Consider the following 12968-nt stretch of genomic DNA (forward strand, 5'->3'; position numbering starts at 1 on the left):
AACGTGTTAAAGTATCATCGTTTTTCGCATGACAGGGGGGGGATATGCGGCTAGGGGCCAGCGCGGGATCTGAACACAAAGGAAAAGCTCCTATGAAACGATCCCTCTGCCTTCTTGCCATCGCCCCCGCCACGCTCGCTTCGGGTGCCTATGCCCACGAAGTGCTCCATGCCGGACACGAAGGCCACGCCCACGGCGCCGATTGCGGCCACGTGGCGCTCGAACATGCGGGCCATGTCGATTATCTCCATGACGGCCACCTCCACTCCGCGCATGGCGGACATTACGACGAACATGCGCTTGCGGTCTCCTCGACCAATCCGGTCGCCGAGGAACTGGCCAGCATGGTGACCACCGACGATCACATGCACGGCCATGAAGGCGAGGAACACGCCACGGTCCAGCACGGCGATCACATCGACTACATCCACGAGGGCCGCCTGCATTTCGTGCACGGCGATCACATGGACGATCACGGCCCCGTCGCGCTGGTCGATCCGGCCCAGCTCGCCGCGCGCTGATCGCCTGCCGCGCGCCGGCGCGGCTCAGGCTTTCGCATCCGCCAGCAGCCGCTTCTCCTCCTGCGCGATCCAGTCGCGGGTGAGGGGAAGGGCGCGGCGGTCGCGGACATACTGGACCTGGTAATTGCACATGCCGCCATGCTCGAACACGGTCGCGGCACCGGCGAGATAGAAGGTCCACATCCGGAAGAACCGCTCGTCATGGAGCGCGATGATCGCGTCGCGATTGGCCATGCAGTTCGCATACCATTGCCGGATCGTCTTCGCGTAATGGACCCGCAGCGCCTCGACATCGGCGGCGATCAGGCGGAATTTCTCCGACGACGCGACGGTTTCCGACAGGGCCGGGATATAGCCGCCGGGAAAGATGTACTTGCGCGTGAAGGCATCGGTCACGCCGGGCGATCCCATCCGCCCGATCGTGTGGATCAGCATCACGCCCATCGGATCGAGCAGCCGCGCGCAGCATTCGAAGAAGGTGTCGAACTGGGCCTGCCCGACATGCTCGAACATGCCGACTGAGACGATCCGGTCGAAGGTATTCCCGGATGCGGCGAAATCGCGGTAATCGACGAGCTCGATCGTCACCTGGCCTGCAACGCCCGCCTCGGCGATGCGCTTGCGCGCGAGCGAGGCCTGTTCGGATGACAGGGTGATGCCGGTGACCTCGACATCGTAATGGCGCGCAAGATAAATCGCCATGCCGCCCCAGCCGCAGCCGATATCGAGCACTTTCTGGCCCGGTCTTATCGCCAGCTTCGCCGCGATATGGGCGAGCTTCGCTTCCTGCGCTTCTGCCAGCGTCATCTCCGGGCCGAAATGGTCGGTGTTCCAGTAGGCGCAGGAATACTGGAAATGATCGGGATCGAGCATCAGGGCGTAGAGCGGATTGCCGATATCGTAATGATGCGCGGCATTGCGCCGCGCGCTGACGGCGGTGTTGAACTTGTCGACCGCGACCGCGGCCTTGTTGACGAGCCTCTTGGGCAGGCTAGGGCGCAGCCGGTCGCCGCCGCGTTCCCAGCGCCCGTTCATGCGCAGCAGGCCGACAAGGCCCATCACGTCGCCTTCCTCGATCACGAGCCGCCCGTCCATGAACGCCTCCGCCGCGCCGAGGCGCGGGTCGAGCACGATGTCGCGCGGTACGGCATCGTCGGTGAAGCGGATCACGATGTCGGGAAAACCTTCGGCCGAACCGCCATAGACCCGCGCTTCGCCATCGGCGAAGACGACGCCGAGACGGCCCCGCTCCACCGCGCCTGAAAGAAAACGATCGAGAAGGGTCTTGCTCATGCCTGCTCCCTGTTCGCCGGAACTTTGCCGCGGGCCCCTGGGCGCGCAAGGTGCCCCGCCTTCCGGCGTTGTCTACATTGCGCTATCCTGTCTGTCATGGCCGATGCGAAAATCCAGCCCAATGCAGCCAGTGTCGAGACGTTCCTCGCCTCGGTCGAGCCTCCCGCAAGGCGCGAGGATGCGCGAGCGCTCGACGCGCTGTTCCGCCGCGTGACGGGGGCAGAGCCGGTCATGTGGGGCGATGCGATCATTGGCTACGGCGAATACGAAACCGTCTATGCCAGCGGGCGCGCCGTGCGCTGGATGCGCAGCGGCTTTTCTCCGCGCAAGGCGAAGCATTCGCTCTACCTGATGGGCGGCTATTGCGACGATCTCGCCGCGGCCGAACGCGCCCGGCTGCTCGAACGGCTCGGCAGGCATTCGAAGGGCAAGAGCTGTCTCTACATCAACAAACTGGCCGACGTGGACATGGGCGTGCTGGAGCAGCTGGTGGCGGCGGACTGGCAGGCGATGCAGCGGATCTTTCCGCCCGCAAACTAGATCCCGGCATACCACTGGTAATCGGCGACGTCCTCCCAGAACCCGCCCTTGCCTTCGCCCACATCGTCGAGGCTGGCGACCGCCTCGATCCCGGTCAGATACTTGGCGTGCTTGTAGCCCAATTGCCGCTCGATCCGCATGCGCAGCGGCGCGCCGTTCTTCTCGGGCAGGTTTTCGCCGTTCAGCTGGTGGGCGATGATCGTCTGCGGATGGTAGGCATCGACCATGTCGACGCTCTCGTAATAGCGGCGGCCATAGAGCGTGTCGGCGCAGCGGAAGACGACGAAATTCGCTTCCGGACGCACGCCCGCAGCATCGAGAATGGTCGATAATTGAGGGCCGGTCCATTCGCCGATCGCGCTCCAGCCCTCGACGCAGTCGTGGCGGGTGACCTGCACGCGCTGGGGCAGGGCGCGCAGCGTTTCGATCGACAGGTTGAGCGGCCTGTCGACAAGGCCGGTCACCGCCAACCGCCAGTTGGGAAAGCCGTTCGCGAGTTCCGCGCGGTATTCGGGCGTGTCGACGGTGAGCGAGCCGTTGCCGCGAAAGCTTGGCGACACTTGCGAACGGTCGAATTCGGGTGCGAGCCGCTGCCGCCCGGCCAGCGCGCGGTGGGCTTCGCGGTGCCAGCTTTCGGCGGTGTCGACGATCGAGCTTGCGGTCTCGCTTTCGCCCACCCGCGAACAGGCACCAACGCCCAGAGCGGCAAGGCCGGCAAGAAGATGGCGGCGTTCGAATTCAGCCATGGGCGCGGTCCTTGGGAGAGCGCGCGACGATCATCCCGCCCAGGGTCTTCACCGGCCCGGCGACGAACACCATCGCGACATGGACGATCAGGAAACCGAGCAGCGCGAAGGCGAAGATGAAATGGAAGGAGCGCGCGCTCTGCCGCCCGCCGAAGGCCTCGACCAGCCACGGCGCGGCAGGCTCGATCCCCGGGCTCATCGCGAGGCCGGTCAGCACCATCCCCGGCAGGAACACGCCGAGCACAAAGGCATAGGCGATCCGCTGGAGCGGGTTGTAGTCGGCCTTTTCCGCGCGCCGGTTCTCGCCCGTCAGATAGCCCCGGATCGTGCCCAGGACCGCCTGCGGCGTGTAGGCGCGTGGCCCTGCCGCGATGTCGCGCCGGAAATGGCCGTTGACGAGGATCACGATCCAGTAGGCGAGCAGGCCGACCGCGAACAGCCAGGCGGCCGTGTTGTGCCAGTCGCGCGCCTCGGCCAGGTCGTAGCGGAACATCGGCAGCGTCGCCCAGCCGGGAAAGCGCATGACGTGAAGCCAGGCATCCTCGGGCGCGAAGCCGTAATTGCCCCAATAGAGCCGCCGGTGCGCGTTCGAGATGGTGAGGCCCGACATGAACAGCACCACCAAAGCGGCCGCGTTGATCCAGTGCCACAGCCGGGTCGAGAGCGCGTGCCTCATGCCGGGCTTTCCCCGGCACGCACCCTTTCCCGGGCGAGCCAGATCACGTCGCGGTCCTGGTCGAGCAGGTGCTGGCCCGAATCGACGAACAGCGATGACCCGCTGCGCATCGCGCGGGTGGCGAGGAAACGCGCAGCGGCGACGATTTCGTCAGCGCCGGTCTTGCGGCCGAGCAGGTTCAGCCGGTGCGAGACCTCGGTCTCCTCCTCGCGCTGGTCGTGGCTTGCCAGGATCGCTCCGGGCGCAAGGCCATAGACCCGGTCTTCCGGCCCCGCTGCGCCCTTTGCCAGCATGGGGATCGTCGCGGCGAGCGCGTGTTTCGACATGGTATAGCTGAAGAAATCGGGATTGGGATTGGCAAGCTTCATGTCGGTTATCTGGATGACGACGCGCCCGGCATCGCTGTGGGCATTGGCGAGAAAGGCCTGCGCCATGCGCGCCGGGGAAAGAGCATTGACCTGCATCGCCCTCTGATACGTTTGCGGGTCGCAGCCGGTTACATCGTCATATTCGAAAACCGAGGCCGAATTGACGAGGCAGCGCCAGTCCGAAAGACGCCCGGCGAGGCTGCGGATCATCGCGTGGGCCGCCTCGTCGTCGGCAAGATCGCATTGCACCGTCTCGGCTGAGGGCAGCGACCTTGCGAGTTCCTCGGCCGCGTCGGCGGAGGTGCCGTAATGGATCACGGCGTGCCAGCCCGCCTCGGCGAAGCCGGTGACGATGGCCGCGCCGATCCGGGTCGCGCCTCCGGTGACGAGGATCGCGGGGCGGGTCATGACATCCTCGCGGGTCGGGGGGCTGACTGCTGCATCGACAGAAGACCTATCAGCGCCTCCGTGCCTCGGCAACGCGCAAGAAAAGGGCCGCCGGAAGCTGTTTCCGGCGGCCCTGTCGTCTTGCAGGCGGGGCGATCAGCGGCAGCGCACGTCGCCGCGGTCGATCTCGCGGCCGAGCAGCCCGCCCGCAACCGCGCCGAGCACGGTGCCGAGCGTGCGGTCGCCGCGCCGGTCGATTTCGCGCCCGAGCAGCGCACCGACGCCCGCGCCGATCACGAGGCCGACCGTCCCGTCGTCGCGGCGGCAGCGAAAGCGCCCGTCGCGCCCGCGCCAGATCCGGTCGCGGCGGCCAAGCCGGCGGCCCTCGCGCCAGCGATCGCGGTCGCGGTCCCGCCAGCGGCGCTCGCGCCAGTCGTCGTCATCGTCCCAGCGATCGTCGTCCCAGCGGTCATCCCAATCCCGGTCGCGGCGACCCCAGGCGCGGGCGTGGCGCGGGGGATCGCGTTCGAAATTGGCGGGTGCCTCCATCCCGGTTCCGAAGCCGGTAAAGGCTGCGGTCTGCAGGGCGGAGGCCTGCGGGGCGGGGGGCGCGATATCGGCCGCAGCGGCAGGCGCGGCGAAGGCGGCGAGCGAGCCGGCGGCGGCGAACAGTGCAATCGTCTTCATGACCCAGTCCTTTCCTGTCCGGTGATGCGGACGAGACGGTTTTCGTTCATGCAAGACGAACGCAAGCTGAACGACTGCACTTTCAAGTGCCCCCTCCGCCGGACCGCCCGGCGCAGGCGACGAGCCGTGCGGGGCAGGGAACGGCCACGCCCCTCATGGCTTGGTTTGACGACACCGGTGACGAAGGAGAACCATGCCACTCAAGCGTTCGATGGGTCTGACGAGCCTGATCCTCTACGGGACGGGCACGATATTGGGGGCGGGCATCTTCGTCGTCATCGGCGAGGTGATGGGACGGGCCGGGACTCTCGCCCCGCTCGCCTATGCCGCCGCCGGAGTGGTCGCGGTCTTCACCGCGCTGAGTTTTGCCGAGATCGCCGCGCGCGTGCCGAGCGCGGGCGGGGCGATCGATTATGTCCGCGAAGGTTTCGGGTCCGACCGCTTCGCCGGGGTCATCGGCTGGATGATGATCATAGCCAACATCGTGTCGGGGGCGACCATCACCACCGGCTTCGTGTCCTATCTGAACAGCTTTCTCGACGTGCCGCACTGGATCGCGACGAGCGGGCTTGTCGTGCTGCTGGGTGCGATCTCGATCGCGGGGATGAAGCAGAGCGCATGGTTCATGTCGGTCACGACCGCGATCGGGATCGCGACGCTGCTGGTCGTGCTCTGGCTGCTGCGCGACAGCCTGATCGGCTGGCCGGGCAAGCTCGCGGAAGGCGGCGAACTGGGCAGCGCGGGCGCGGTCGGCGCGATTCTCGGCGGGGCCTTCCTTGCGATCTATTCCTTCATCGGCTTCGGCGATGTCGCACAGACCGCCGAAGAGGTGAAGGACGTCAAGAAGACATTGCCGCTCGCCATGTGGCTGGTGCTGCTGATCGTGTTCGTCTTCTATCTCGCCGTAGCGGCCGCATTGGCCGGGCGTACCGATATCCAGGGCATCGCCGGGGCCGATGCGCCTCTGGTCTACGCGGCGACGCAGGACACCGGCTTTCCCGCCCTGCCGCTTGCCATCGCGAGCCTGTTCGTGATCGTCAACGGCGCGCTCACCCAGGTGATCGCGGCGGCACGGTTGCTGATGGACATGGGCCGCGACGACCTGCTGTCGACGCCCGCGCTGTTCGGCCGGGTGAACGGGACGACGCACACGCCGATCATCGCGACGCTCGCCTCGCTTGGCGTCATCCTCGTGCTGGCGCTGTTCGTCCCGCTCGGCACGCTGGCGAGCGGGACGAGCCTTGCGATCCTCTTCGTCTTCACCGCGGTCAACGCGGCGCTGTGGAAGTTGAAGCGCGAGAGCCAGCCCGAGGACGTGCCGAACATGTGGAAGCTCGTGCCCGTCCTCGGGGTGGTGACCTGCGCGCTCGCAATTGTCGGCCAGGTCGTGCTGTGGACGACCGGCATCGGCGGCTAGGCCCTCAGGCCGGCCCGCCGGGATGTTCGCGCCGGCGAACCTGGACCGGCCCGCGCGCGACGTCGCGGCGGCTGTCCTCGGGCCGGAACCAGCGGGTTTCCTCGACCGGATCGATATAGGCGTCGCCTTTTCGGATCTCGATCTCGCTCACCGGCACGCCGCGCCCGTCATCAAGCACCAGTGCCGCCACATGTTCGCGTTCGGGATCGACCAGCATGCGGCGGATCGTCCCCAGCCTGGTGCCGTCGGAGCTGTAGAGCGCGTGACCGCGCAGGTCCTGGTGGCTGTTTTCGAGCTTGTAATCGTCGAGCTCGGCAAGATCGACGTAATTGTCGGTGTTCATGATGTTGCTCCCTTGCGAGCGGCGCTTCACGCCTCGTCGCTGATGTCGATATCGCTTTCGCTGACGACGAGGACGGCCTGCTGGCCCTCCATCGCGTCGATCGTGTCCTGGTCGAGCGCGTCGCCGGTCAGGTCCTCGATCTCGCCCGGATTGCGGACCGTGCCGCCGGTGATGTCGAGCGTTGCGCCGACATTGATGTCGACGGGACGTTCGCGCGGCTGGTCGATGACGATGGCGAACATGCGCGCGCCGCCATTCTCGATCCAGAAGCCGCGATCGGTGAGCGGGCCGCCGACCGTGACCGTCCCGGAAAATCCTTCGCGTCCGTAAAAGGCGGACGGGTCGGCGGTGATCGCGGCGATGGTCATCGCGCCGGCTCCGGCCATCTGCGCAGTGTCGGTATCGGTGTCGGTGATGACCGGTTCGGTCCGCTCGATCGCCACCTCGTCATCGTCGAGATCGCCCTCGGCCGCCTCCTCGAGCAGCCACCATGCGATCGCTGCGACGATGAGCAGAAGCAGGATCAGCCAGAGCCAGCCCTTTCCGCCCGATTTCTTCTCTACGGGTATTTCCGCCATGTTCGTGCCTCCTCCTTGGCCTTTGGGGCCGCGCGCAGGAATGCGTGCCGGCCATGCCAAGCGAGCCGATGGAAGCGCACAATGTTCCGGGAAAACAGTAACCTATGTAGAATAAGGGGGTGTTGCTCAGGCTGGGCCGTGCGGCTAGTGCGCCCGGGCGAAAATCAGGAAGCGGCCGCTGCCGTCCCGGCTGCCTCGCGGTCCCTCTGGGCGCGGCTCTTCTTCTCCGCCGCCGTGCGCAGCTGTCCGCAGGCCGCATCGATGTCGCGCCCGCGCGGGGTGCGCACTGGCGCGCTGATCCCGCCTTCGAAGACGATGTCGGAAAAGGCGCGGATGCGTTCCGGCGTCGAACATTCGTAGCCAGCGCCCGGCCACGGATTGAACGGGATGAGATTGACCTTGGCGGGCAGATCGTACTTGCGCAGCAGGCGAACAAGCTCGCGCGCATCCTCGTCGCTATCGTTCTTGTCCTTGAGCATCACGTATTCGAAAGTGATGCGCCGCGCATTGCTTGCCCCGGGATAATCGGCGCAGGCCTGCAGCAGGTCCTCGATCCCGTATTTTTTGTTCAGGGGCACGATTTCGTCGCGCACCTCCTTGCGCACGGCATGGAGCGAGACGGCGAGGTTTACGCCGATCTCCTGTCCGCAGCGGTCCATCATCGGGATGACGCCGCTGGTCGACAGCGTGATGCGCCGTTTTGACAGGGCAAGCCCGTCGCCGTCCATGACGAGATTGAGCGCATCGCGCACATGGTCGAAATTGTAGAGCGGTTCGCCCATGCCCATCATCACGATATTGGTGAGCAGGCGCCCGTCGGCGGTGTAGTGGCCCCGATCCTCATCGAACTCGTCCAGTCCCGCCATCGTCCCGCGCGGCCATTCGCCCAGCGCATCGCGCGCGAGCATGACCTGGCCGACGATCTCGCCAGGCGTGAGGTTCCTCACCAGCCGCATCGTTCCGGTGTGGCAGAAGGTGCAGTTCAAGGTGCAGCCGACCTGGCTCGACACGCACAGCGTCCCGCGGGTTTCATCCGGGATGAAGACCATCTCGAAATCGTGGCCGTCGCTGGTGCGCAGCAGCCATTTGCGCGTGCCGTCGGAAGAATGCTGCGCCTCGACCACGTCGGGGCGGCCGATGACGAAACGTTCGGCGAGCCAGGGGCGCATCGTCTTGGCGATATCGGTCATCGCTTCGAATTCGTTGACGCCGCGGTGATAGAGCCAGTGGAACACCTGCTTGGCGCGCAGTTTTGCAGCCTTGGCGTCGAGCCCGGCTTCCTCGAAAAGTTCGCGGATCCGCGCCTTGGGCAGCCCGATAAGGTCCACGCGCCCGTCCTCGCGCGGCGTGATGTCACGCGCGACGGGGACCGGGTCGACCTGCCCGGGAATGGTCATGAGGTTCGTCTGTGTCATGATCGGCAGCGCATATAAGCGCTTGCCCGGAACAAATCAAAGCCCGCGCGCGAAGGAGCGCAGGGCCGCGAGAGTTCCCGCCGACCAACGCACAGGTTTTTCGGCTCGTCGATGGATTTCGCAGTCCACGTTCCAGCGCAGCCAGATCACGGGTGACCGAGGGTTTCGTGGCCTTCCTGCCACACCAGCTTGTTGCGCCATGTTCATGAAACAAAGGGAAAAACCGGCCCGTTCCCTGTTCGACACGGCCGCCGCGCCGTGCAACGAAACATGGAGAACAGAAATGAAAAAGCTTACCCTATTCCTCCTCGCAGGATCCGCTTTCGCCGTCTCCTCGCCGGCCATGGCGCAGGATGAAGGCGACTTCACCGGCTTCCGGCTCGAAGCGCTTGCCGGCTTCGATGCCAGCAAGGCCGGGAGCAGCGTCGATGACGACATAGACGATGACAACGACCAGTCGATCGAGGGCCTCATCTACGGCGCAGGCGCTGGATACGACATGGACTTCGGCGGCGTCGTCGTCGGGGTCGAGGCGGAACTGACCGACAGCACCGCCGACACCGGCTTCGAGGACGGCGATTTCGAAGGCATCGGGCTCGGCAATGTCGAGACGGGGCGCGACATCTATGTCGGCGCGCGCGCCGGCTTCGTCGCCTCGCCCGGCCTGCTCGTCTATGCCAAGGGCGGCTACACCAATGCCCGCTACAACATCGAGAGCACGTTCGACGGCGAGGATTACGACGAGAAGATCGACGCCGACGGCTATCGCGTGGGCGCGGGAGCGGAATACCGCTTCGGCACCAACACCTTCGCCAAGATCGAATATCGCTATTCGAACTACAGCGAGGCGGAGCTCGATTTCGAGGACGACACGATCCCCGACGTCGATCTCGGCGAGATCGATCTCGACCGGCACCAGGTGATGGCTGGCGTGGGTTTCCGCTTCTGATCCCCGCGGACCGGGCAGGAAGGGGGCCGGGCGTTGTCGCGTCCGGCCCTTTTCGCACGTCACCCGCGGCGCAGGTTCGCGCAGCCGACAGCGGCCGCATCCATCGCAGTCGCGACTCCGGTGAGATCATAGCGGCTGGTGAAGCGCCTGCCGCCCGGCGAGCGCGCGGTCACGCGCAGATCCGTCGCCGAACGCAGCGCCGCGACGACCGCAGCATCCATGGCGCCGTCCTTCGCCCAGGCATCGCGCCCGCTCGCCACCAGCTCGAACCGGCGCGAGCCGATCCTGAGCAGGGGATTGCTGTCCTCCGCCGCAGGGCGGGCAAGGCGGATGTGGAGCTGCGAGCGGATGCCGCGCTTCGGCCAGGTTGCGACGCTGGCGAACGCGGCCTCCTCGTTGCCGCCGCGCGGCTTGGCTATGGCATAGCAGCGCGCGGACGCATCGTCCCTGAACGCGGCCCAGCTCGAATAGACGCCGAGGCTTTCCCTGCCGTCAGGCTGGGCAGAAGCGGGAGCGGCGCCAAGCGCAAGGGCGGCGAAAGCGACGGGAAGGGCGAGGGCGAGGGCGAGCCTAGGCATAGTCGATGCTCATGACTTCCCATTCCTTCTCGCCCGTAGGCAGGCGCACGGTGCGAAGGTCGCCAAGGGCCGCACCGCGCAGCGCCCTTGCAAGCGGCGAGTTCCAACCGATGCGGCCAGCGCCCGCATCCTGTTCGTCATCGCCGACGATGGTCACGACCTTGCGTTCATCCTCCTCGTCGGCAAGCTCGACCCGCGCGCCGAAGAAGACGCGGTTCGCATCGCGCTGCTGCGAGGGATCGACGACGCGCACCGCCTTCATCCGCCGGGCGAGATGGGCAAGCTCGCGGTCGATCTCGCGCATGCGCTTACGCCCATAGAGATAGTCGCCGTTTTCCGAGCGATCGCCGTTTCCGGCGGCCCAGCTGACGATCTCGACGATCTCGGGCCGCTCGGTGCCGAGCAGGTGATCGTATCGCGCCCTGAGCGCGGCATAGCCTGCGGGCGTAATCGGGGGGCCCTGGCGGGATGACATTGCGGGACGTTTGCCTAGCGCAGGAACTTGTCGATCGTGCGCGGCAGCCCGGCCTTGTCGGGATACATGTGGCTGTAGCTCACCGCATTGCCGAGCACGCGCATGATGTAATAGCGGGTCTCGAAATTGGACGGGATCTTTTCCACCCAGGTCACCCAGTCGATCTCGCCGGTGCGCGGGTCTCCGTTCATGCGCAGCCACTGGTTCACCCGGCCCGGCCCTGCGTTGTAGGCCCCGATGGCCAGCGGGTAGGCGCCGCCATAATAATCCATCATCCGCGCGAAATAGGCATCGCCCAGACGGATATTGTAGGAAGGGTCGCCGATCAGATTCGCCGACATGTATTGCACGCCGAGCTTGCCTGCCTGCTCTCGCGCGGTGCCCGGCATCAGCTGCATCACGCCGCGCGCCCCGGCATGGGAGACGCGGGTGCGGTCGAATTCGCTTTCCTGCCGACTGATCGCGTGGACCATCGTCCAGTCATTCACGACCGGCGTTTCGACCACGGGAAAGCCGACCCGTTCAAAACCGGGAAGGCCGTTCTCGCCCGCCTTCATGCCGAGCACGACGGCCATTTCCTCCAGTCCCGTCTCGCGCGCCAGCTGCGCGACCATGGCCATGTCCTCGGGGGTGGCGGCGCTGTCGCCCAGCGCCTGGAAGAAGCGCCGCTCGGTCCGCCAGTCGCGCCGGTTCGAGGCGATCGCGCGGATCGCGCGGACCAGCGGGCGCTGTTCGAATGCGGCGCGGGTCGCCTCGTCGATGGCGGGCGCGGGCAGCGGCTCGAACGCAGGCATGCTGCGGCCGAGCGCGGCAATCGCGAGCTGGCCGTAATAATATTCGGGATGCTCGGCGGCGAGGTCGAAATAGCGTGCCGCATCCTCCTCATTGCCCGCAGCGCGCGCGGCGCGACCAGCCCAGTAGAAACCCTTGGTCCGCGTCAGCGGCGTGCGCGCGCCTTCGCCGTAGCGATAGAACAGCGGCGCTGCCCGCGCCCCGTCGCCAAGGTTCCACAGCGCCGACGTGCCGCCCAGCCACATCAGGTCGGTGTAGCGGTCGCGCAGCCGGAAGGAGCCTTCGGAAATGTCGCGATTCTCGCGGAAGACATCGTCGACCTTGCTCGCGATGCGCACCGCATTGCTCGGCCCGCCCGCTTCGGCAAGCGCGAGCATCAGGCCGATCATCGCTTCGCCGTCATGCGCCGGAGCCGCGAAATCGGCGCGCGATGCCAGAACCCGAACCGCTTCGGCCGTGCGGCCCGTCCGGCGCAGGTGGTTCGCGAGCGCATAGACATAGCCCGGATCGCTCATCGCGCCTGCCGGCACGCTCATGCCCGCTTCCTCGGGCAGCGCGCCGCGGACCAGCGCAAGCCGGGCCATGGCGAGATCGCGGTCCCCCGGCGCAAGGCGCATCATCTGCCGCGCTGCGGCATCGGCATCTCCCTGCCACAGCAGCGCGTCCATCCGTGCGGCGTGATCTTCGGGCGACAGGCGCGCGTGATAGAGGCTGTGCAGGTAGAGCTCGGCCGGATCGCTCATCGTGCCCTTGCGCCATGCCTCGCGTGCGACTTCGAACGCCTCGGGCCGCTGCGCTCCGGTCAGCGCCAGCGCGTAGCGCGCGCGGGCCGCATTGGTGAGCGGGGGGTGAAGGTCGAAATAGCGCAGCAATTCGGCCTGCGAGGGCGCTTCGGAATCGAGCGTGTTCTCCGCCCGCAGGCGCAGCGTGTCGACAAGCGGGAATTGCGGATAGGACAGGACGAAGCCCGCATAGTCGGAAAAGCCGAACACGCGGTCCGATTGCAGCGCTTCCCAGCGATCGAGCGCCGCGCCGATCGGTGTCGGCTGGCGCGCGACAAGGCTCGCGCGGTCGTCCTGCACACCCGGCGAGCCCGCCATCTGGGCAACCGAGGGTCCGGCAAACACCGTGGCTGTCCCCGCTGCGAGCAGGGCCAGGGTCGCGCCTTTGCGCTTTATCGTTCGTATGACCATGCTGGACATT

The 12968-nt window shown here is 66.5% G+C and carries 15 protein-coding genes; 4 read left to right on the forward strand and 11 right to left on the reverse strand.

What is annotated here, in order from left to right; translation table 11 throughout:
• The first annotated feature begins 92 nt into the window (after window positions 1–92).
• Complete coding sequence (locus Ga0102493_RS06180; RefSeq protein ID WP_199796943.1) at window positions 93–521, forward strand: hypothetical protein; 429 nt, start codon at window positions 93–95, stop codon at window positions 519–521.
• 24 nt (window positions 522–545) lie between these two features.
• Here Ga0102493_RS06180 and Ga0102493_RS06185 read toward each other — a convergent pair whose 3' ends face one another.
• On the reverse strand, window positions 546–1814 hold the full coding sequence (locus tag Ga0102493_RS06185; RefSeq protein ID WP_034904949.1) for a class I SAM-dependent methyltransferase: 1269 nt from the start codon (window positions 1812–1814) through the stop codon (window positions 546–548).
• 96 nt (window positions 1815–1910) lie between these two features.
• Between Ga0102493_RS06185 and Ga0102493_RS06190 the strand changes: the two genes are divergently transcribed.
• Entirely contained in the window at window positions 1911–2354 is a 444-nt protein-coding gene (locus Ga0102493_RS06190) for a DUF1801 domain-containing protein (RefSeq protein ID WP_034904948.1), read from the forward strand.
• Here Ga0102493_RS06190 and Ga0102493_RS06195 read toward each other — a convergent pair.
• The 4 genes from Ga0102493_RS06195 to Ga0102493_RS06210 all read right to left on the reverse strand — a co-directional run bounded on the left by Ga0102493_RS06195 (window position 2351) and on the right by Ga0102493_RS06210 (window position 5218).
• Entirely contained in the window at window positions 2351–3100 is a 750-nt protein-coding gene (locus Ga0102493_RS06195) for a molybdopterin-dependent oxidoreductase (RefSeq protein ID WP_034904947.1), read from the reverse strand. The genes Ga0102493_RS06190 and Ga0102493_RS06195 overlap by 4 nt on opposite strands.
• Entirely contained in the window at window positions 3093–3776 is a 684-nt protein-coding gene (locus Ga0102493_RS06200) for a cytochrome b/b6 domain-containing protein (RefSeq protein WP_034904946.1), read from the reverse strand. The genes Ga0102493_RS06195 and Ga0102493_RS06200 overlap by 8 nt, the downstream gene beginning before the upstream one ends.
• The gene (locus Ga0102493_RS06205) at window positions 3773–4552 is read right to left on the reverse strand and encodes an SDR family oxidoreductase (RefSeq protein WP_034904945.1); all 780 of its coding nucleotides are present in this window, start codon (window positions 4550–4552) and stop codon (window positions 3773–3775) included. The genes Ga0102493_RS06200 and Ga0102493_RS06205 overlap by 4 nt, the downstream gene beginning before the upstream one ends.
• Before the next feature lie 135 nt (window positions 4553–4687).
• Entirely contained in the window at window positions 4688–5218 is a 531-nt protein-coding gene (locus tag Ga0102493_RS06210; protein ID WP_034904944.1) for a glycine zipper 2TM domain-containing protein, read from the reverse strand.
• 193 nt (window positions 5219–5411) lie between these two features.
• Between Ga0102493_RS06210 and Ga0102493_RS06215 the strand changes: the two genes are divergently transcribed.
• Window positions 5412–6635 (forward strand): APC family permease, encoded by a 1224-nt coding sequence (locus Ga0102493_RS06215; protein WP_034904943.1) that lies wholly within the window; start codon window positions 5412–5414, stop codon window positions 6633–6635.
• 4 nt (window positions 6636–6639) lie between these two features.
• Here Ga0102493_RS06215 and Ga0102493_RS06220 read toward each other — a convergent pair whose 3' ends face one another.
• The 3 genes from Ga0102493_RS06220 to rlmN form a co-directional block, all read right to left on the reverse strand.
• Window positions 6640–6978 (reverse strand): PRC-barrel domain-containing protein, encoded by a 339-nt coding sequence (locus tag Ga0102493_RS06220; protein WP_150132434.1) that lies wholly within the window; start codon window positions 6976–6978, stop codon window positions 6640–6642.
• Between the two features lie 26 nt (window positions 6979–7004).
• A complete protein-coding gene (locus Ga0102493_RS06225; protein ID WP_034904941.1) occupies window positions 7005–7556 on the reverse strand; it encodes a hypothetical protein in 552 nt (183 codons plus the stop codon).
• Window positions 7557–7720: 164 nt separating this feature from the next.
• Complete coding sequence (rlmN, locus tag Ga0102493_RS06230) at window positions 7721–8971, reverse strand: dual-specificity RNA methyltransferase RlmN (RefSeq protein WP_034904940.1); 1251 nt, start codon at window positions 8969–8971, stop codon at window positions 7721–7723.
• 283 nt (window positions 8972–9254) lie between these two features.
• On the opposite strand from rlmN, the gene Ga0102493_RS06235 reads away from it, so the two are divergent.
• On the forward strand, window positions 9255–9920 hold the full coding sequence (locus Ga0102493_RS06235) for an outer membrane protein (protein ID WP_034905223.1): 666 nt from the start codon (window positions 9255–9257) through the stop codon (window positions 9918–9920).
• 59 nt (window positions 9921–9979) lie between these two features.
• On the opposite strand, the gene Ga0102493_RS06240 is transcribed toward Ga0102493_RS06235, so the two are convergent.
• The 3 genes from Ga0102493_RS06240 to Ga0102493_RS06250 are packed head-to-tail and all read right to left on the reverse strand — an operon-like array spanning window position 9980 to window position 12967.
• Window positions 9980–10498, reverse strand: coding sequence for an invasion associated locus B family protein (locus Ga0102493_RS06240; protein WP_034904938.1), 519 nt, complete (start codon window positions 10496–10498; stop codon window positions 9980–9982).
• Entirely contained in the window at window positions 10491–10973 is a 483-nt protein-coding gene (gene greB, locus Ga0102493_RS06245) for a transcription elongation factor GreB (RefSeq protein ID WP_034904937.1), read from the reverse strand. Before greB ends, Ga0102493_RS06240 begins: the two co-directional genes overlap by 8 nt.
• 14 nt (window positions 10974–10987) lie before the next feature.
• Window positions 10988–12967, reverse strand: coding sequence for a lytic transglycosylase domain-containing protein (locus Ga0102493_RS06250; RefSeq protein WP_034904929.1), 1980 nt, complete (start codon window positions 12965–12967; stop codon window positions 10988–10990).
• Between the last annotated feature and the right edge of the window lies 1 nt (window position 12968).

This window comes from Erythrobacter litoralis (assembly GCF_001719165.1).
Taxonomy (GTDB): domain Bacteria; phylum Pseudomonadota; class Alphaproteobacteria; order Sphingomonadales; family Sphingomonadaceae; genus Erythrobacter; species Erythrobacter litoralis.

Bases quoted from the DNA above. Each gene is read 5' to 3' on its own strand.
- Ga0102493_RS06180 (WP_199796943.1), top strand. From the start codon at position 93: ATGAAACGATCCCTCTGCCTTCTTGCCATCGCCCCCGCCACGCTCGCT.
- Ga0102493_RS06185 (WP_034904949.1), bottom strand. From the start codon at position 1,814: ATGAGCAAGACCCTTCTCGATCGTTTTCTTTCAGGCGCGGTGGAGCGG.
- Ga0102493_RS06190 (WP_034904948.1), top strand. From the start codon at position 1,911: ATGGCCGATGCGAAAATCCAGCCCAATGCAGCCAGTGTCGAGACGTTC.
- Ga0102493_RS06195 (WP_034904947.1), bottom strand. From the start codon at position 3,100: ATGGCTGAATTCGAACGCCGCCATCTTCTTGCCGGCCTTGCCGCTCTG.
- Ga0102493_RS06200 (WP_034904946.1), bottom strand. From the start codon at position 3,776: ATGAGGCACGCGCTCTCGACCCGGCTGTGGCACTGGATCAACGCGGCC.
- Ga0102493_RS06205 (WP_034904945.1), bottom strand. From the start codon at position 4,552: ATGACCCGCCCCGCGATCCTCGTCACCGGAGGCGCGACCCGGATCGGC.
- Ga0102493_RS06210 (WP_034904944.1), bottom strand. From the start codon at position 5,218: ATGAAGACGATTGCACTGTTCGCCGCCGCCGGCTCGCTCGCCGCCTTC.
- Ga0102493_RS06215 (WP_034904943.1), top strand. From the start codon at position 5,412: ATGCCACTCAAGCGTTCGATGGGTCTGACGAGCCTGATCCTCTACGGG.
- Ga0102493_RS06220 (WP_150132434.1), bottom strand. From the start codon at position 6,978: ATGAACACCGACAATTACGTCGATCTTGCCGAGCTCGACGATTACAAG.
- Ga0102493_RS06225 (WP_034904941.1), bottom strand. From the start codon at position 7,556: ATGGCGGAAATACCCGTAGAGAAGAAATCGGGCGGAAAGGGCTGGCTC.
- rlmN (WP_034904940.1), bottom strand. From the start codon at position 8,971: ATGACACAGACGAACCTCATGACCATTCCCGGGCAGGTCGACCCGGTC.
- Ga0102493_RS06235 (WP_034905223.1), top strand. From the start codon at position 9,255: ATGAAAAAGCTTACCCTATTCCTCCTCGCAGGATCCGCTTTCGCCGTC.
- Ga0102493_RS06240 (WP_034904938.1), bottom strand. From the start codon at position 10,498: ATGCCTAGGCTCGCCCTCGCCCTCGCCCTTCCCGTCGCTTTCGCCGCC.
- greB (WP_034904937.1), bottom strand. From the start codon at position 10,973: ATGTCATCCCGCCAGGGCCCCCCGATTACGCCCGCAGGCTATGCCGCG.
- Ga0102493_RS06250 (WP_034904929.1), bottom strand. From the start codon at position 12,967: ATGTCCAGCATGGTCATACGAACGATAAAGCGCAAAGGCGCGACCCTG.